The sequence below is a fragment of the Chryseobacterium rhizosphaerae genome, assembly GCF_003385455.1.
Taxonomy (GTDB): Bacteria; Bacteroidota; Bacteroidia; order Flavobacteriales; family Weeksellaceae; genus Chryseobacterium; species Chryseobacterium rhizosphaerae.
Map to the genome: position 1 here is coordinate 132201 of NZ_QNUF01000009.1, position 17716 is coordinate 149916.

Genomic DNA, 17716 nt, shown 5'->3' on the forward strand with positions numbered 1-17716 from the left:
ATCTCTGATCCCGAAGCCCCACCGCGAATCCCACCTCACGTAACCCCGAATCTCAAACCCCGTACCCATGAGACTCTCAAACTCTCCGGGGTAAAAGCTTCCAGTTTCTATATAAAATACTTATTTTTACATCATGATTTCTAAGCAGACGATAGATAAAATATTCTCCACAATCAGGGTAGAAGAGATTGTGGGTGAGTATGTGCAGTTGAAAAGGGCAGGATCTAACTTTAAAGGGCTAAGCCCGTTTCATGAAGAGAAATCTCCAAGTTTTGTAGTTTCACCAAGTAAACAGATCTGGAAGGATTTCTCAACAGGCAAAGGAGGTACAGCCATCTCTTTCCTGATGGAAATTGAAAATTTCACTTATCCTGAAGCACTTCGCCATGCAGCCAAGAAGTACGGAATTGAAATTGAAGAAGATCTGCGTGAAATTTCCGAAGAAGCCAAGCATGCGCAGACAGAAAAAGACCTTCTGTATAAAATCCATGAAGTGGCTAATAATTATTTTCAGGAAATCCTTTGGGATGCTGAAGATGGAAGAAGCATAGGGCTGGCTTATTTTAAGGAGCGTGAGCTTAGAGATGATATCATCAAGAAATTCCAGCTGGGATACTCTCCTGAAAAGAAAAATGCTTTTACAGCCTATGCAGAGGAAAAAGGATATTCTAAAGAAATTCTGGAGAAATCGGGACTTTCTATTTTCCCTGAAAATGCTCCGGCGGGAATAGACCGCTTCCGGGAAAGGGTTATCTTTCCGATTCACAGTTTTTCAGGAAGGGTTTTAGGTTTTGGTGCCAGAATTCTTAAAAGCAATGTCAAAACAGCCAAATATCTCAATTCCCCGGAAACAGAGATCTACCATAAATCGAATGTTCTTTACGGACTAAACCAGAGCAAGCAGGCCATTTCGAGAAAGAATACCTGTCTTTTGGTGGAAGGATATATGGATGTGATTTCACTTCATATGTCCGGAATTGAAAACGTGGTAGCCAGTTCCGGAACTTCCCTGACGACGGAGCAGATTAAGCTGATTAAAAGGCTGACGGAAAATGTAACCATTCTTTTTGATGGTGATAATGCTGGAATTAAAGCCAGTTTCCGAAGCATTGATATGCTTTTGACGGAAGGTATGAATATCCGTGTACTGCTTTTCCCGGATGGAGATGATCCCGATTCTTTTGCCCGAAAACATCCACAGGACTACGTTGAAAAATACATCGAAAATGAAGCGATGGATTTTATCGATTTTAAGGCTGAAATCCTGTTAAAAGATGCCGGTACCGATCCTATCAAAAAAGCTGAGGCAATACGGAATATTGTAAAGTCGGTTTCTTTTGTTCAGAACGCACTGAAAAGGGAAGTCTATCTTAAGGAAGTATCCAATAAATTTGGTCTTTCTGAGCAGAGTCTTTTCAACGAACTTGACGTTCAGAAACAGATCACACAGAACCAGACCCATCATGTTCAGCAACAGCAGAAAGAAAGTGCCCCTCCGAAGATGGAGATTGTACCTTTGGATAAGGAGAAAGAAGATCCTTTCCTGTATGATGTTCTGTTTATGGAGAATAAGCTGGTGGATCATATGCTGATGTTTGGAGATATTGTTCTGAAAAGGACAACTGATAACAATGAGGAGTATCAGATCACTGTTATTGAAGAAATCCTTCACCATTTTGAAGAGGAACAATATATATTTTTAGTAAAAGAAAATGAAATTATCATTAATCAGGTAAGAGAAGGGATTCAAAAGGAAGAGCTCAGAAGTGGAAACTTTTTTGTATCTTTTATGGACGAAGACATTACCACAAAGGTTGTTGACGCGTTGATTCCTCTCGATGATCTGGAAAACTGGGCGTCGAGAAATATTTATCCTCCCAATTATGGTGATAAAGTGGCAGATCAGGTAAGAGGTGATGTATTATTGCATAAATACAGATATATTGATTATCTGATAAAAGAGACGGCAAAAGAACTGGATCAGTACAGCGATAATGATGAGACTAAATACTATGATCTGATTAAAAAAATTACCCTGCTGAAACAGGCTTCCATACGGTTGAGCGCTATTATTGAGTATTCGCCGATTAAAGGGATCTATGGCGGCAGAAATAGATAGTTTATGGACAGATATATTCCTGTTCTGTGACAAAAAGTCTCATAAAATTTTAGGAATAAATATTGTAATTTAAACTTCGAGAATATTTGTTAAAATAATACATAATAGAAATATGGACATTAAAAAGGACTTCAGAGATTTCTCTGTAAAACATTTAGGAAACAGCGGTTTGGTTACCGATCAGTATATGGGAATGTATGGCCCAACGAATCTTACACCGTACATCATGGAAGAAAGAAGATTAAACGTTGCTCAGATGGACGTTTTCTCACGTTTGATGATGGACAGGATTATCTTTCTTGGAACAGGAATTGACGATCAGGTAGCCAATATTGTTACGGCTCAGCTTTTATTCTTAGAAAGTGCAGATCCGTCAAAAGATATTCAGATCTATATCAACTCTCCGGGAGGTAGTGTTTATGCCGGATTAGGAATTTATGACACCATGCAGATCATTAAGCCTGATGTAGCAACAATCTGTACGGGTATGGCTGCTTCAATGGGAGCTGTATTATTAGTAGCAGGAGAAAAAGGAAAACGTTCTGCTCTTAAGCATTCAAGAGTAATGATTCACCAGCCTTCAGGAGGTGCACAAGGGGTTGCTTCTGATATGGAAATCAACTTAAGAGAGATGTTGAAATTAAAGCAGGAGCTTTATGAGATTATCGGACATCACTCAGGACAAACTTATGAGTGGGTTGAAAAATCGTCTGACAGAGACTACTGGATGACTTCTGAAGAAGCTAAAGGCTACGGAATGGTAGATGAGGTTTTACAGAGATCAACAGAGAAAAAATAATCGATGCTGGAAATCGGAAAAAAACGCACCAATACGGTGCGTTTTTTTGTTTTATCATTGTATGAAAAAGCATTTCATATATGATGTTCTATTTCTTGATGATCTTGTGGATGGTTGAAGTATTTGCTGTTTTCATCTCAACAAAATAAATTCCGGCAGCCAAAGAATGAATATCAATCTTTGTGGACTGGGAAGTGATTACTTTTTGACCTAAAGAAGAATAGATATTGATTTCCGTATATTTTTCAGGAGATTCAATCTGAATAAAATGACTCGCCGGGTTAGGATGAATACTGAATTTTTTCTTTGTGGCAGAAGAAACACCTAATGTGGAATCGGCTGCTTCCGTAGGGGTAAATGGTCTTCTCTGTCCGAAGCTTATACCCATCCAGTCATTATTGGCTAGCTGAATCTGAGAAAGTTCAGACTTCTTTTGCCAGCTTGAGAGGTCTTTACCTTTATATAATTTCCAACTGTCTGCTCCTGTGGCATTTCCTGTAAAATTATTCAATGACAGAGCAGAAATCTGGCTGTTTGATGAGGTAAAATTAAAATAAGAGGCTTGAGACTGGATCAGTTGTAAGGCCTGCTCAGCAGTGATGCTTCCGTTATATTTAATTCCAAACACAAAAGAATCTGCATTTCCGTTTGACTGATTGGTACCAAAATCAACCACTACCAAACTTTTATTGGTTCCTGTTCCTATCCAATTGGTGATTTGCGAAGATGCATACCATTGAGAGCTGTAAGCGGGTACAGGAGTAGATGGTGGAGTGTCAATCTGGACATCATCAGATCCATAGGTAATACCAAACCATAGCCCGTCTGTTAAAGTAACAGAGCCTGCACCATTATTGTTATTAGACATATTTTCTGCACTTGGTCCGAACCATGGAATCCAGGAATCATCTGTGCCTGGAGCATGGTGGTTATATTTGAAACTGTAAAGAAATCCTGAAAGAATATCAGCTTCCATTTTAGGCTCTGCTGCAACAATAGCATTGATCATGTCTTCTGCCATTAGATTATCACCGTCAAAACGATATCCCCATGCATAAGAAGTAGGAGAATTAGTATCGTTAAAATCTGCAATGAAATAGGCCTTCTTTGAACCTGTTCCTACCCAAAACTTAATGTTGTTCTCTGTAAATTGGGCAGACAAAAACTGCATAAAAAGCAGTAAGAAAAAAAAATAGATTTTTCTCATGATATAATTAAATTAAAGTTTTATTCCCGAAACTTACCTACAGGAGAAGTGGTTATACTCACAATCCCTGAAGTGGCAATGGATAAGGCAGGTCTCCTGGCTTGCATCCTATAGCACACCTTCCCGGATCAGGAATCCAGTGGTCGTATTGTGCTATAAGTAAAACAGCTTACAGTTGCGGGTACAGCTCAAGAATTGAGTTTTATTCTCACTTGATTCCCTATTAATGAACAGTGTTCAACCTTAAAACGCTGCAAATATATCATATAAATTTTTGTATCCTGTTTTGTGAATTATATTCCAGTTTTTATATTTCTCCTAAAGCTGAATAGCTTTTAAAGCTATGTTTTTTTGAATTGATAATTAAATTAAAGGTCTTGTTAGGTTTTCGGATTGAAACCAAAAGTTTTATTGTTTATATTAAATTCATTTTCATGGTTCCATTGTTAAAATACAATTATCATTATATTCAAGATCAGTTTACAATCAATTTATATTTTCGCAGCCATAAAAGAGAATATGAAAAGACTGCTACTATCTGCATTTGTGTTAACGGCGCTGGCATCCTGTAAAGATGATGACACCACCAGTAACCAGGAGATTAATTATTCTAAGCTTCCACAGGAATTTGCTTTTTCAAAATTGGCTACTATCAATGGAGTAGATGTGATCAACGGAGGATTTGGATCCGGAGCAGCGGCCCATCCTACAAGAAAAGGAGAATTCTATGTCATTACAGACCGTGGTCCGAATACAGACTACTTAAGCGGTAAAAAATTTCTTGCCCCTAATTTTACCCCAACGATTATGCATTTTAAGATCAATGCTGAAGGTAATATTGAGGTCATTCAATATATTAAACTTAAAAATCCGGCAGGGCAGCCTATCACAGGACTTCCAAATCCTATAGGAATGGGGAGTACCGGTGAAGTAGCTTATGATGCTTCAGGAAATGTGTTAGGAACAGATAAATATGGTCTGGACAGTGAAAGTATTGTTGCCGCTCCAGATGGAACATTCTGGGTTTCTGATGAATATGGTCCGCATATCGTTCATTATAGTGCAGAAGGGGTAGAAATGGAAAGGATAAGCCCGATTGGAGTGAATACGGGAACAAGAAAACTCCCTGCAGTTTTAGCCAAAAGAAGGGCCAACAGAGGTATGGAAGGACTTTGTATCACTCCGGATGGAAGAACGCTGGTAGGAACAATGCAGTCGATGATGCTGGTTCCCACTAAAGCATTGGCAACCAATACCACGTTAACAAGGATTGTAACATTCGATATTATCACAGGGCAGACGAAACAGTATTTATACAAACAGGATGGCGGAGCTTCTGATTCGGTTTGTGATATTACTGCATTAAGTAATAATGAATTCCTGGTGATTGAAAGAGATGGAAATTTCGGAACACAGGGAGGAATAAAAAAAGTATACAGAATCAATGTATCCGGAGCTACAGACGTCAATGGAACAGATCTGGCAGCGGTAGACGGAATGAAAATTAATAATAAAGCTTTGGAACAGAGTACCTGGGATGAGATTACGAGTGCCGGAATAAAGCCTGTTTCTAAAAGCCTTGCAGTAGATCTCGTAGCAAAACTGGGCTATGAGCATGATAAGTTTGAAGGGATTGTTTATTTAGGAAATAACAAACTGGCTGTTTTCAATGATGATGATTTTGGAGTGGTAGATGATGGAAACGGAAACCCTAAAGCCAAAATTCTTCCTAAAACAGGGAAGGTAGACAAAGGAACGATGTATGTAGTCGATATTCAATAATTAGATTTTTTTTAAAGAAAACGGCGGAATCGAAGATTCCGCCGTTTTTATTTGATGAGTTTTATTTGAACTAATAGAAATGAGTTTCAGCTCATACAATCAATTAGTGAAATGCTGCTTAGCTCAAACTCTTTCTTTCAATATTAATTAAAAGCTTCAATAATCTTAGAGAAATCCTCCAGTTTTAAAGCTGCACCACCGATCAGACCTCCGTCGATATCAGGTTGAGAGAAAATCTCTTTAGCATTGTCAGGTTTTACAGAACCTCCATAAAGGATAGAAACCTCATCTGCAACTTCCTGTCCGTATTTTGCAGCAATGATACTTCTGATGTGTGCATGGATTTCCTGAGCCTGTTCCGGGCTTGCCGTTTCTCCTGTTCCAATAGCCCAAACCGGTTCATAAGCAATCACTACTTTCTTGATTTCTTCAGCGGAAAGAGTGAAAAGTGCTACTTCAGTCTGGTTTTTTACAACCTCAAAGTGTTGCCCTGCTTTTCTCTGCTCAAGGGTTTCTCCGTTGCAGTATACAGGAATAAGACCTTTGTCAAGGGCTAATTTGATTTTTCTGTTACAGTGAGAATCTGTTTCTCCGTGATACTGTCTTCTTTCAGAGTGACCGATCAGTGATCCCGTTGCATCAATGGATTCCAGCATATCTACAGAAATCTCACCCGTATAGGCTCCACTTTCATGCTCGCTCACATCCTGAGAGAATACTCCGATCTCATCCTTTTCAAAGATGTCTTTTGCCATCATTAAGTATAAAGCCGGTGGAGCAATCCAAACCTCACAGTTTGTTGTATTGTTGTTTTTATAGCTTAGTAACTGAATCATTAATTGTTGTGCATCAATTACATTTTTGTTCATTTTCCAGTTTCCTGCAACTATTTTTCTTCTCATAAGATTTATTTATTTTACTTTTTAATTTCTTGATTTATTTGCTTTTTGAAGATATTTTAAGCCAATCCCCATAAATTTTTCAGAAGGACATAGAAGGTATGCTCTTCTTCTGTCACCTTATTGTCTGCTTTGATCAATGATTTTGCAAACTGAACAAATTTTAGTCGTTCATCTTCGGTAGAATCATCAAGGAAGCATCTTCCATGAAATTCAAAGTGATCTTTCCATTCTTCAGGCTGTAAAAGAGCAAGAGTATCAAGCTCATTGTCCAGGTTCATTCTGAATGGAAATTCATCAGCCAGATATTGCTGTACAAGCATTCCTTCTTCAGGAGCGAACTCTCCGTCTACAGAAGAAAGGATCATTAATAAGTGATATCCGGCGATAGATTTATTTGATTTTTGCATGTGTTGTTGAATATTTTAGTGTTTAAAGATGGTCGTTGATAGTGATCAATGCTCAATCTATCACCTCCCATTTATATTTTATTGTATATAATCTTTTGCTGGGATTTTGTTTACTATTCTTCCGTTTTTCAGGATCAGTACAAAAGGGTTACTTCTAGCAATGGTTTTGATAGCCGTTCCATCCATCATTGCATTTTTAATGGTTTTAAAGGTATTCTGATCCGTTGAAACTCCATAAATAAGAACTCCTTTTTCAGCATTTACTTTGGCTTCCACTTTCTGAAGAAGATCTGCAGAAACCTCTTTTGGATGGTAAGAGAATACTAAGATAGCTTTTGGAGCCTTAATGATCTCCTCAGTAAGCTCCATTCCTGTTGGATCTTCAATCTTAAATTTAACGATTTCAGACTTATAGCCTTCTTTTACCAGGACAGATTCATTTTTTCCTTCCTCTATTTTCCATGGAGAACCTTCTGCCCAGTATTTTGTTTCTTTAATATAATCATCCTGATTGACCTTTAAAACCTCCCCGGTTTTTTGGTTTTTCAGAGAATAAAAAGTCTTATATTCAGAAGGGTTTTTGTTGATTTTTTCTTTTTCGGCTTTCAGATCGGTTCCTACTTTATAATCACGGAAATCAATGATCGGCTCATGCATGATTCCCTGTGCCATAATGTAAATCATGACCAAAGAAAAAGCACCAAGAATAATATATCTGAATTTTCCCGAATTCTTCTGTGGAGTACTGCTATACTCATCCTTTTTACGGAATTCTTTTCTATACAGGACAAATACAATAATCAGTCCTATCAAAAGGGCAACATCCTTAAAGAAGCTCTGCCATGGTGTAAACTTAATGGCATCTCCAAAGCATCCACAATCCGTTACTACATTGAAATAGGCGGAATAAAAAGTAAGAAACCCAAAGAACACACAAAGGGCTATCAATAAAGACAAGGTTAATTTAAGCTTTAATTTAAGCAGAAGCATAAATCCAAGGAAAAGCTCCAGTACAACAACTATAATTGAAAACAGCAGTGCAAATTTTTCAAAAAACGGCATATTGAAAACAACAGGTGAGAAATATTCTTCCATTTTGAAAGAAAAACCTACCAGATCCACAGCTTTTACAAGGCCTGAAAGGATAAAAATGACTGCAATAATAAAGCGTAATAAACCTTTGATCATATTAAATAGTTTTGGGTTCGAATTGTTTTTCTTGTTCAGAGAACTTGATCAGACAGAAAACAGCATAGTTCAGCATATCGAAATAATTGGCATCTAAGCCTTCAGAAACGATAGTTTTTCCCTGATTATCCTCAATCTGTTTAGTTCTCAGTACTTTTTGATAAATTAAATCTGTAATCGAAGAGATTCTCATATCTCTCCATGCCTCACCATAATCATGATTCTTTCTTTGCATTAATGCCTTAGCTTCATTGGAATATTTGTCATACAGACCAAGAATTTCTTCTTTATTTTCGTTAAAATCATTGGAAAGACCTTTCTCAAGCTGAATAAGGCCTATTATAGAATAATTTACAATAGCAATAAATTCATCTTCCTCACTTTCATCCACCATTTTTTTATCGGTCATCTGAAGCGTACGGATTCTGTTGACTTTGATATAAATCTGATCCGTTATGGAACTCGGTCTCAAAACCCTCCATGCGGCACCATAATCCTGTAATTTTTTACCGAAAAGATCACGACACTGACTGATAACTTTCTCGAATTGTACTGACGTTTTTAGCATAAATTTTCTTAATCTTCCAAATATACGAATTAGCTTTTAGGTAGCAGAATTTTTGGTGAGAGAGTTTGATGGGGCGGGGTTCGAGATTCGGGGTTTTGGGTTCGGAGATGCAAGTGATAAGGTTTAACGGTAAATATTCTCCCACTTATATCTGATGTCTGATGTCTGACATCTTGATTCTTGGTTCTTGATTCTTAATTCTTTGCTGAAAAAAATCACCTACAGTTACTACCTCACTTGGCTGATATCTCACATTTGCAATATCTTTATTACTCTCAAATCCCAATTAGTTCTTAATTTTGCAGTATACAAAACCATTTATCATCCGATTACGCTATGCTTTCAGATTCTCAAACACCCCAACCTGTAAATGCTCAACCCTACTCAATAAACTGCAACGGTCGGTTAGTACAGCTGGATACTCCAAAGATCATGGGAATCCTGAACCTCACTCCGGATTCTTTTTCTGATGGGGGACGGTTCAATACTGAAAAATCAGCATTGGAACAAGCCGGAAAACTGTTGAGCGAAGGAGCTGAAATTATAGATATTGGCCCACAATCTACACGCCCGAATGCTGAGTTTCTAAGCAGCCAAGAGGAAATAAAAAGGATAGGAAATATAATCTCTCAGATTAAAAAAGAATTTCCTGAAGCCTTGGTTTCTCTTGATACTTTTTATGCAGAAACGGTAAAATTTGGGTTCAGCGAAGGCATTGATATGATTAACGATATTTCAGGAGGGCAGTATGATGAAAAAATGTTTGATACAGCCGCTGAGACAAAGCTTCCTTACATTCTGATGCATGTCAATCCGTCTTATGAAACGATGCATGATAAAATCAGGTTTGAAGACATAACATTGGAGGTTAACCGGTATTTTTCAGAAAAGATCAATACACTCCTGGAAAAAGGTGTCAATGATATTATTCTTGACCCTGGTTTTGGGTTTGGAAAAACAGTGGAAGATCAGATGAAAATGATTGATGAAGTTGAATATCTTGGATTTAGAAAATCTCCTTTATTGATAGGGATTTCCAGGAAATCATTTATCTATAAACCGCTTGGGAAGTCGCCCCTGGATATCAATGAAGAAACCCAAAAACTTCACATGAAAGTATTGGAACAGGGGGCAAAGATTCTACGGGTTCATGATGTAGCGGAGGCCAGAGAAACCCTCATGCAATTTTTACAGAAAAAATAAAAAGTGTTAAAAAAACTTGTGAGGAATTAAAAAATTTATACATTTGTAACATGAATTTTACGAATCAGAAAAATATTATTGTCATTTCTATTATTGCTGTTGTCATTAACAACAGTAAGGAAGCGGCATTTTAAATAGATTTTAATTTATATTATATACAAGCCGTTTCATTTGAAGCGGCTTTTTTTATTTTAATTTTTTATTGTACAAAGTATGTATCAGTTATTAGCAGTAATTATTATCGTCATTATTATTCCCTTGCGTCTGTGAGAAGGAAAGTGTATGACTGTACATATATGAAGCCCTCTCACAGCGTGAGAGGGCTTTTTTTATTCCCATTTTTAATTTTTTAAACCTCTATAGCATGTATTACAACGACGACACTGTCATCTATTTTGACGGGAAATTCATGAAAGCGAAGGACGCAGGAATGGATCTTTACGGACAATCACTCCACTACGGATATTCTGTTTTTGAAGGGATTAAATCCTACACTACAGATCAAGGAACCAGAATTTTTAAAGCGAAAGAGCACTACGAAAGATTAAAAAGATCAGCTGAGCTCATGCATATTCCGTTCGAATATTCAGTAGAGCAGCTTACTGATCTTACGTATGAACTTCTGGAACGAAACGGATTTTCAGATGCTTACATCCGCCCGTTAGTTACCTGCTCTCCCAATATGTCTCTTTCAAAAGGTAAAAAATCTTATCTGTCTTTATTAGCCTGGGAGTGGAATAACGGTTATCTGGCAGATAAAATGAAAATTATGACTTCAGAATTTCAACGCCCGAATCCCAAAGCTTTTAAGGTGGAAGCTAAGGTAGGAGGTCATTATGTAAACTCTATTCTGGCTTGTCAGGATGCTAAAGATAAAGGCTATGATGAGGCCCTGGTATTGGATGAAAACGGATATGTTGCCGAAAGCTCAGGTGCTAATGTTTTTTATGAAAAAGACGGAATACTATTTACTCCGGCCAAGGGAAGCATTCTTCCGGGGATTACACGTCAAACCGTAATGGAGATCTGTAATGAACTCAATATTCCTGTACAGGAAACATTCTTTAAACCTGAAGAAATGAGGGGGGCTGATGCCGGCTTTTTCTGTGGTACTGCTGCAGAAATTGTAGCTCTGGATTCATTGGATGACGTCCCTTTCACGAAAGATTGGAAAGCTACAGCAAGTGAAAAGGTACAACAGGCTTATTTGAAAAGGGTAAGAGTTCTGTCATTGTAAATGTTATAGATTTAAAGTTCTGATTTTCAGTTATTTGAATCTGTTTTCCAAACAGTTGAATATTGTAGTTTTCAGAAAAGTTGAAAATGAAAACGATATTACAAGCTGTAGTTTTGGGTCAAAATTAAGTAAAAACATCTTTTATGAATTCCGGAGAAAGCAAGGGACAAGATGCCGGAGAAGAGAATTGTAAAGAAATAAGAAGAATAGCAAATGCAGGATAATATGTTAAATAAATATTCAAAAACATTCACACAAAACAGCGAACAGCCCGCCGCAAAAGCAATGCTTTATGGAATAGGCTTTACAGAAAATGATATGCAGAAAGCCCAGGTCGGAATTGCGAGTATGGGATATGACGGAAATACCTGCAATATGCACCTCAACGATCTTGCTAAAGTAGTAAAGAAAGGAACTTGGGAGCATGGACTGGCAGGATTGATATTCAACACCATTGGAGTAAGTGATGGAATGAGCAACGGTACAGATGGAATGCGCTATTCTCTGGTAAGTAGAGATGTGATTGCAGACAGTATTGAAGCGATTTGTGGAGCACAGTATTATGACGGAGTGATTGCATTACCGGGATGTGATAAAAATATGCCCGGGACTATCATCGCTATGGGAAGGCTCAACAGACCGTCAATCATGGTCTATGGAGGTACCATTGCTCCCGGATGTTACAAAGGGGAGCAGCTTAATATTGTTTCGGCTTTTGAAGCTCTAGGTAAAAAGATTGCCGGAGAAATATCTGAAGAAGATTTTAATGGAGTGATCAAAAATTCCTGCCCCGGAGCGGGAGCATGCGGTGGAATGTATACCGCCAATACAATGGCTTCCGCCATAGAAGCACTGGGAATGAGTCTTCCGTATTCTTCTTCCAATCCGGCTTTAAGTATTGAAAAGCAGCAAGAGTGTCTTGAAGCTGGAAAATACCTGAAAATATTATTGGAAAAAGATATTAAACCTTCTGATATCATGACCCGTAAGGCTTTTGAAAATGCACTCCGTATTATTGTGATCCTTGGAGGAAGTACCAATGCGGTTCTGCATTTTATAGCCATGGCAAAAAGCGTAGGGGTATCTGTAACTCAGGATGATTTTCAGAAAATGAGCGACTGTACACCTGTACTGGCAGACCTTAAGCCCAGTGGAAAATACCTGATGCAGGATCTTCATGATCATGGAGGGATACCGGCTGTAATGAAATATTTACTCGAACAAGGTTTATTGCATGGTGACTGTCTGACGGTTACGGGAAAAACATTAGCTGAAAATCTGGAAGACGTTCCGACACTGGATTTTACAACACAGAAGATCATTAAACCTTTGTCTGAACCTGTAAAAGCTACGGGACATCTGAGAATACTGTATGGTAATCTTGCGGAAAAAGGAAGTGTGGCAAAGATAACAGGAAAAGAAGGAGAACGATTTGTGGGAAAGGCCAGGGTGTTTGACGGAGAGAAAAACCTGATCAGAGGAATTCAGGATGGTACCGTACAGAAAGGTGATGTTATTGTTATTCGCCATGAAGGTCCCAAAGGAGCTCCGGGAATGCCGGAAATGCTGAAACCTACCAGTGCTTTAATCGGGGCAGGGTTAGGAAGCAGTGTTGCTTTAATTACGGACGGAAGATTCAGTGGGGGAACCCATGGTTTTGTAGTGGGACATATTACTCCGGAAGCCCATGAAGGAGGGTTGATTGCTTTTGTAGAGGATAATGATCTTATTGAAATAGATGCTGTCAGTAATACCATACAGCTCAAAGTTTCAAACGAGGAGATTGAAAAAAGAAAAGAAGGATGGCAAAAACCAGCCCTTAAAGTACAGAAAGGATTGCTTTATAAATATGCATTAACAGTATCATCAGCTGCCGAAGGCTGTGTGACGGACGAAATATCATAATCACAACATCATGGAGAATTTAAATTTATCGATAGAAACAGAACTTAGCGGAAGCCGGATTATACTTGAAGCATTTCTTCAGGAAGGGATAAAAACAGTTTTCGGATATCCCGGAGGAGCTATTATTCCTATTTATGATGCCCTTTACGATTATCAGGGAAAGCTGGAACACATCCTGGTTCGTCATGAGCAGGCAGCAGTACATGCAGCACAGGGATTGGCAAGAGTTTCAGGAGAAGTAGGGGTCGTATTGGCTACCAGCGGACCTGGAGCGACTAATCTTGTTACAGGGTTAGCGGATGCTTTACTGGATAATACGCCTGTGGTATGCATTACGGGACAGGTTTTTGAACACCTTCTGGGAACAGATGCTTTTCAGGAGATTGATGTCATGAATATAACAAGTCCCGTTACCAAATGGAATTATCAGGTAACGGATGCTCATGAACTTCCGGAAGTACTGGCAAAAGCATTCTATATTGCAAAATCAGGCCGCCCAGGACCGGTACTGATTGATGTAACCAAAAATGCACAATTACAGAATGTCATATATAAAGGATATTCTCCATGTTATTCATTAAGAAGCTATAAACCTGATCCTGATCCTTGTCTTGAAAATATTGAAAAAGCGGCAAGTCTCATTAATGATGCTAAGAAGCCGTTTATCATTGCCGGACAGGGAATTTTACTGGGAAAAGCAGAAAAAGAGTTTTTAGAATTTGCCGAAAAATCAGGAATTCCTGTAGCCTGGACTGTTTTAGGGATGAGTGCTATTTCTACAGACCATCCCCAGGCGGTAGGAATGGTAGGAATGCACGGAAATTATGGACCTAATATACTTTCTAATGAATGTGATGTTCTGATTGCCGTGGGAATGCGCTTTGATGACCGGGTTACCGGGAGACTGGATCAGTATGTAAAGCAGGCTAAGGTCATTCATTTGGATATTGATAAAGCAGAGATCAATAAAAATGTAAAAGCAGATGTACCTGTCCTCGGAAATTGTAAAGAAACCCTGCCTCTTCTCACAGAGCGAATTATAAACAGAGCGCATCCGGAGTGGCATCAGAGATTTAAAGACTGTTTTGAAACTGAAAAAGAGAACCTGATCAATGATGAATTGTATCCTGAAGAGGGTGAGCTGACCATGGGGGAAATTATTCGGTGTCTCAACGAAATGACAGCGGGTGAAGCAGTAATAGTAACAGACGTGGGACAGCACCAGATGGCTGCCTGCCGGTATTCACGGTTTAAGCATTCACGAACCAATGTGACAAGTGGAGGATTGGGAACAATGGGGTTCTGTCTTCCTGCTGCAGTGGGAGCTTCATATGCATTAAGCAATCGTCCTGTTATTGCGATCATGGGAGATGGAGGTGCTCAGATGAATATTCAGGAGCTGGGGACGATTATGCAGTTTCGCCCTGACGTCAAAATTCTAATTCTGAACAACTGTTACCTGGGTATGGTAAGACAGTGGCAGGAACTATTTCACCAGGAAAGATATTCATCAGTGGATATTCAGAGTCCGGATTTTGTACAGGTGGCAAAAGGATATGGTATTGCCGGAAGAAGAACATCCAAAAGAGAAGAACTCGAAGAAGCTCTCCGTGAAATGCTTGATTATAATGGAGCTTTTCTCCTCGAAGTCATGACAGGGAAAGAGCATAATGTATTTCCAATGATCCCACAGGGAAAAAGTGTTTCAGAGATTGTACTGAATAATAAGTTTTAAAAAAAGAAAGATGAAAACAGAACATAAAGAATATACCATTACAGCGTATACAGAAGATTATTTAGGGTTGATCAGCAGGATCAATGCCATTTTTTCCAGAAGAAGGATCTCTATGGTTACCTTCAATGTGGGGCCTTCTGAAATAGAAAGAGTGAAAAAGTTTGTCATTGTAATCAAAGAAACAGAAGAATCGGTTCAGAAGATTACCCGGCAGGTAGAAAAACAGGTAGATGTTTTGGAAGTTCATTATCATAGGAATCCACATCTGTCGGTCATAGAATATGCAAGCTAAATATATAATAAATCAACATAATCAATAACAAATAAAATCAAAAAAATGGCAAAATTGAATTTTGGAGGAGTAGAGGAAAACGTAGTAACAAGAAATGAGTTTCCATTAGAAAAAGCCCAGGAAGTATTAAAAGATGAAGTGGTAGCAGTTATAGGATACGGAGTACAAGGTCCGGGGCAGGCCCTTAATCAAAAAGATAACGGAATCAATGTCATTGTGGGACAGCGAAAAAATTCCAAATCATGGGATAAAGCAGTAGCGGACGGTTTTGTTCCCGGAGAAACATTATTTGAAATAGAAGAGGCATTACAAAAAGGAAGTATTATCTGCTATCTTTTAAGTGATGCTGCACAAATAGAATACTGGCCTAAAGTAAAACAGCATCTTACCCCAGGAAAAGCACTGTATTTTTCTCATGGTTTCGGAATTACTTTTAATGAACGTACAGGAATAGTACCTCCGAAAGATGTTGACGTTTTTTTAGTAGCCCCTAAAGGTTCGGGAACTTCATTGAGAAGAATGTTCCTTCAAAATAGAGGACTGAACAGTAGTTTTGCAGTGTATCAGGATGCTACGGGAAAAGCAAGAGAAAGAGTATCAGCTCTTGGAATAGCCATTGGAAGTGGTTATTTATTTGAAACCGACTTTAAAAAAGAAGTATACAGTGATCTTGCCGGAGAGCGCGGAACACTGATGGGAGCTGTACAGGGAATATTTGCCGCACAATATGATGTTTTAAGAAAAAACGGACATAGCCCTTCCGAAGCATTTAACGAAACTGTAGAAGAATTAACTCAGTCATTAATGCCTTTGGTTGCCGAAAACGGAATGGACTGGATGTATGCCAACTGCAGTACGACAGCACAAAGAGGAGCACTGGATTGGTGGAAACGTTTTAGAGATGCTACATCTCCTTTATTTGAGGAACTGTACGACAGTGTAGCTAAAGGAAATGAGGCACAGCGTTCTATTGACAGCAACAGCAAGCCAGACTACAGGGAAAAATTAGAAGTAGAACTGACTGAACTGAGAGAAAGTGAAATGTGGAAAGCAGGAAAGACGGTCCGAAGCCTGAGACCTGAAAATAATTAATCACCCGAAAAAATGATGAAAGAGGAAATAGGGTCCTCCGTTTTGGAGAATGTCTATAAAGCGGAGGAAAGACTAAAAAATGTGGTTGTAAAAACCCCCTTAGCACTTAATAATAATCTGTCAGCAGTGTATGATGCGAATATCAGTTTTAAAAGAGAAGACCTTCAAAGGGTAAGATCTTATAAAATCAGGGGGGCTTACAATAAAATGGCGACGATGTCTCAGGAAGATCTTGGCAGAGGGCTTGTTTGTGCGAGTGCCGGAAATCATGCCCAGGGAGTTGCCTTTGCGTGTCAGACCATGAAAGTCAGAGGAACGATCTTTATGCCTTTACCTACGCCGGGACAAAAACTGGAACAGGTAAAGATGTTTGGAGGAAGTTATATAGATGTTGTATTGCATGGAGATACTTTTGACGAAGCAAAAGATGCTGCGATGAGGTTCTGCAGTGAGAATGACGGAATATTTATTCATCCTTTTGATGATCAGGCGATCATTGAAGGCCAGGCTACAGTAGGACTTGAGATTCTGGAGCAGTCAAGAGAACCGGTAGATTATCTTTTTGTTCCAATAGGAGGAGGAGGATTGGCTGCAGGGGTTTGTTCTGTATTTCAGGAACTGTCTCCACAAACAAAAATCATTGGTGTAGAACCTTCCGCTGCTGCAAGTATGAAAAAAGCGCTGGAAAAAGGAAGGCCTGTATTGCTTGAAAAGATAAGCCGGTTTGTAGACGGAGCTGCAGTACAGCAGGTAGGAAATCTTACTTTTGAGCTTTGTAAAGATGTATTATATGACATGGCTACAGTGGATGAGGGGCTGGTTTGTGAAACCATATTATCTCTGTATAATAAAGATGCCATTGTCGTAGAACCAGCCGGAGCTTTATCAGTAGCAGCACTGGAAAGATATAAAGACGAAATAAAAGGGAAAAATGTAGTCTGCGTCATCAGCGGAAGCAATAATGATATCACCCGTATGGAAGAAATCAAAGAAAAAGCTTTGCTGTATGCCGGGTTAAAGCATTATTTTCTGGTCAGATTTCCGCAGCGTCCCGGCGCATTGAAAACTTTTGTAATCGATGTTTTGGGACCAGATGATGATATTACCTTTTTTGAGTATACCCAAAAAAATTCAAAAGAAAAAGGAATAGCCGTTGTGGGGATCGCTTTAAAGCATAATGAAGATTTTACGCCGTTGATCCATAACATGAAGAAATATGATTTTTTCGTTAATTACCTGAACAATGATCCGTCTTTAATGAACCTTCTTATTTAGTTACT

General features: G+C 38.7%; 15 protein-coding genes and 1 riboswitch. Of the genes, 10 read left to right on the plus strand and 5 right to left on the minus strand.

Annotated elements, in window-relative coordinates; genetic code table 11:
* Positions 1–133: 133 nt before the first annotated feature.
* Positions 134–2119 carry a DNA primase gene (dnaG, locus tag DRF57_RS10220; protein WP_084086307.1) on the plus strand — a complete coding sequence of 662 codons (1986 nt, stop codon included), beginning with the start codon at positions 134–136 and terminating at the stop codon, positions 2117–2119.
* A gap of 112 nt (positions 2120–2231) precedes the next feature.
* Entirely contained in the window at positions 2232–2918 is a 687-nt protein-coding gene (gene clpP / locus DRF57_RS10225; RefSeq protein ID WP_047487818.1) for an ATP-dependent Clp endopeptidase proteolytic subunit ClpP, read from the plus strand.
* Positions 2919–3006: 88 nt separating this feature from the next.
* Here the strand turns inward: clpP and DRF57_RS10230 are convergent, their stop codons facing one another.
* On the minus strand, positions 3007–4125 hold the full coding sequence (locus DRF57_RS10230; RefSeq protein WP_115918337.1) for a T9SS type A sorting domain-containing protein: 1119 nt from the start codon (positions 4123–4125) through the stop codon (positions 3007–3009).
* Between the two features lie 69 nt (positions 4126–4194).
* A riboswitch (cobalamin riboswitch) is annotated at positions 4195–4386 on the minus strand.
* Positions 4387–4644: 258 nt separating this feature from the next.
* Between DRF57_RS10230 and DRF57_RS10235 the strand changes: the two genes are divergently transcribed.
* On the plus strand, positions 4645–5907 hold the full coding sequence (locus tag DRF57_RS10235) for an esterase-like activity of phytase family protein (RefSeq protein WP_115918339.1): 1263 nt from the start codon (positions 4645–4647) through the stop codon (positions 5905–5907).
* A 143-nt stretch (positions 5908–6050) separates the two neighbouring features.
* Here DRF57_RS10235 and tpiA read toward each other — a convergent pair whose 3' ends face one another.
* The 4 genes from tpiA to DRF57_RS10255 form a co-directional block, all read right to left on the minus strand.
* Positions 6051–6809: a triose-phosphate isomerase gene (tpiA, locus tag DRF57_RS10240; RefSeq protein WP_047487828.1), complete on the minus strand. Its 759-nt coding sequence runs from the start codon at positions 6807–6809 to the stop codon at positions 6051–6053.
* Positions 6810–6865: 56 nt separating this feature from the next.
* Complete coding sequence (locus DRF57_RS10245; protein ID WP_047487831.1) at positions 6866–7216, minus strand: tellurite resistance TerB family protein; 351 nt, start codon at positions 7214–7216, stop codon at positions 6866–6868.
* 78 nt (positions 7217–7294) lie between these two features.
* Positions 7295–8404 (minus strand): BT_3928 family protein, encoded by a 1110-nt coding sequence (locus tag DRF57_RS10250; RefSeq protein WP_115918341.1) that lies wholly within the window; start codon positions 8402–8404, stop codon positions 7295–7297.
* 1 nt (position 8405) lies between these two features.
* Complete coding sequence (locus DRF57_RS10255; RefSeq protein WP_115918343.1) at positions 8406–8972, minus strand: DUF1599 domain-containing protein; 567 nt, start codon at positions 8970–8972, stop codon at positions 8406–8408.
* A 336-nt stretch (positions 8973–9308) separates the two neighbouring features.
* Here DRF57_RS10255 and folP point away from each other — a divergent pair, with 336 nt between their 5' ends.
* The 7 genes from folP (at position 9309) to ilvA (ending at position 17711) form a co-directional block, all read left to right on the plus strand.
* Entirely contained in the window at positions 9309–10175 is an 867-nt protein-coding gene (gene folP, locus DRF57_RS10260) for a dihydropteroate synthase (protein WP_115918345.1), read from the plus strand.
* Between the two features lie 364 nt (positions 10176–10539).
* Positions 10540–11412 (plus strand): branched-chain-amino-acid transaminase, encoded by an 873-nt coding sequence (gene ilvE / locus DRF57_RS10265; protein ID WP_115918346.1) that lies wholly within the window; start codon positions 10540–10542, stop codon positions 11410–11412.
* 225 nt (positions 11413–11637) lie between these two features.
* Positions 11638–13317, plus strand: coding sequence for a dihydroxy-acid dehydratase (gene ilvD, locus DRF57_RS10270; protein ID WP_174772347.1), 1680 nt, complete (start codon positions 11638–11640; stop codon positions 13315–13317).
* A gap of 10 nt (positions 13318–13327) precedes the next feature.
* The gene (gene ilvB, locus DRF57_RS10275; RefSeq protein ID WP_115918350.1) at positions 13328–15052 is read left to right on the plus strand and encodes a biosynthetic-type acetolactate synthase large subunit; all 1725 of its coding nucleotides are present in this window, start codon (positions 13328–13330) and stop codon (positions 15050–15052) included.
* A gap of 10 nt (positions 15053–15062) precedes the next feature.
* Entirely contained in the window at positions 15063–15344 is a 282-nt protein-coding gene (locus tag DRF57_RS10280; protein ID WP_052188586.1) for an ACT domain-containing protein, read from the plus strand.
* Positions 15345–15389: 45 nt separating this feature from the next.
* Positions 15390–16436, plus strand: coding sequence for a ketol-acid reductoisomerase (ilvC, locus tag DRF57_RS10285; protein ID WP_115918352.1), 1047 nt, complete (start codon positions 15390–15392; stop codon positions 16434–16436).
* 12 nt (positions 16437–16448) lie between these two features.
* Positions 16449–17711 (plus strand): threonine ammonia-lyase, encoded by a 1263-nt coding sequence (gene ilvA, locus DRF57_RS10290; RefSeq protein ID WP_115918354.1) that lies wholly within the window; start codon positions 16449–16451, stop codon positions 17709–17711.
* The last annotated feature ends 5 nt before the right edge of the window (positions 17712–17716 follow it).

Coding starts and splice junctions, on each gene's coding strand:
- ilvD (WP_174772347.1), top strand. CDS start 11,638: ATGTTAAATAAATATTCAAAAACATTCACACAAAACAGCGAACAGCCC.
- DRF57_RS10250 (WP_115918341.1), bottom strand. CDS start 8,404: ATGATCAAAGGTTTATTACGCTTTATTATTGCAGTCATTTTTATCCTT.
- DRF57_RS10235 (WP_115918339.1), top strand. CDS start 4,645: ATGAAAAGACTGCTACTATCTGCATTTGTGTTAACGGCGCTGGCATCC.
- DRF57_RS10255 (WP_115918343.1), bottom strand. CDS start 8,972: ATGCTAAAAACGTCAGTACAATTCGAGAAAGTTATCAGTCAGTGTCGT.
- folP (WP_115918345.1), top strand. CDS start 9,309: ATGCTTTCAGATTCTCAAACACCCCAACCTGTAAATGCTCAACCCTAC.
- DRF57_RS10230 (WP_115918337.1), bottom strand. CDS start 4,125: ATGAGAAAAATCTATTTTTTTTTCTTACTGCTTTTTATGCAGTTTTTG.
- DRF57_RS10245 (WP_047487831.1), bottom strand. CDS start 7,216: ATGCAAAAATCAAATAAATCTATCGCCGGATATCACTTATTAATGATC.
- DRF57_RS10280 (WP_052188586.1), top strand. CDS start 15,063: ATGAAAACAGAACATAAAGAATATACCATTACAGCGTATACAGAAGAT.
- ilvE (WP_115918346.1), top strand. CDS start 10,540: ATGTATTACAACGACGACACTGTCATCTATTTTGACGGGAAATTCATG.
- tpiA (WP_047487828.1), bottom strand. CDS start 6,809: ATGAGAAGAAAAATAGTTGCAGGAAACTGGAAAATGAACAAAAATGTA.
- ilvC (WP_115918352.1), top strand. CDS start 15,390: ATGGCAAAATTGAATTTTGGAGGAGTAGAGGAAAACGTAGTAACAAGA.
- ilvA (WP_115918354.1), top strand. CDS start 16,449: ATGATGAAAGAGGAAATAGGGTCCTCCGTTTTGGAGAATGTCTATAAA.
- clpP (WP_047487818.1), top strand. CDS start 2,232: ATGGACATTAAAAAGGACTTCAGAGATTTCTCTGTAAAACATTTAGGA.
- dnaG (WP_084086307.1), top strand. CDS start 134: ATGATTTCTAAGCAGACGATAGATAAAATATTCTCCACAATCAGGGTA.
- ilvB (WP_115918350.1), top strand. CDS start 13,328: ATGGAGAATTTAAATTTATCGATAGAAACAGAACTTAGCGGAAGCCGG.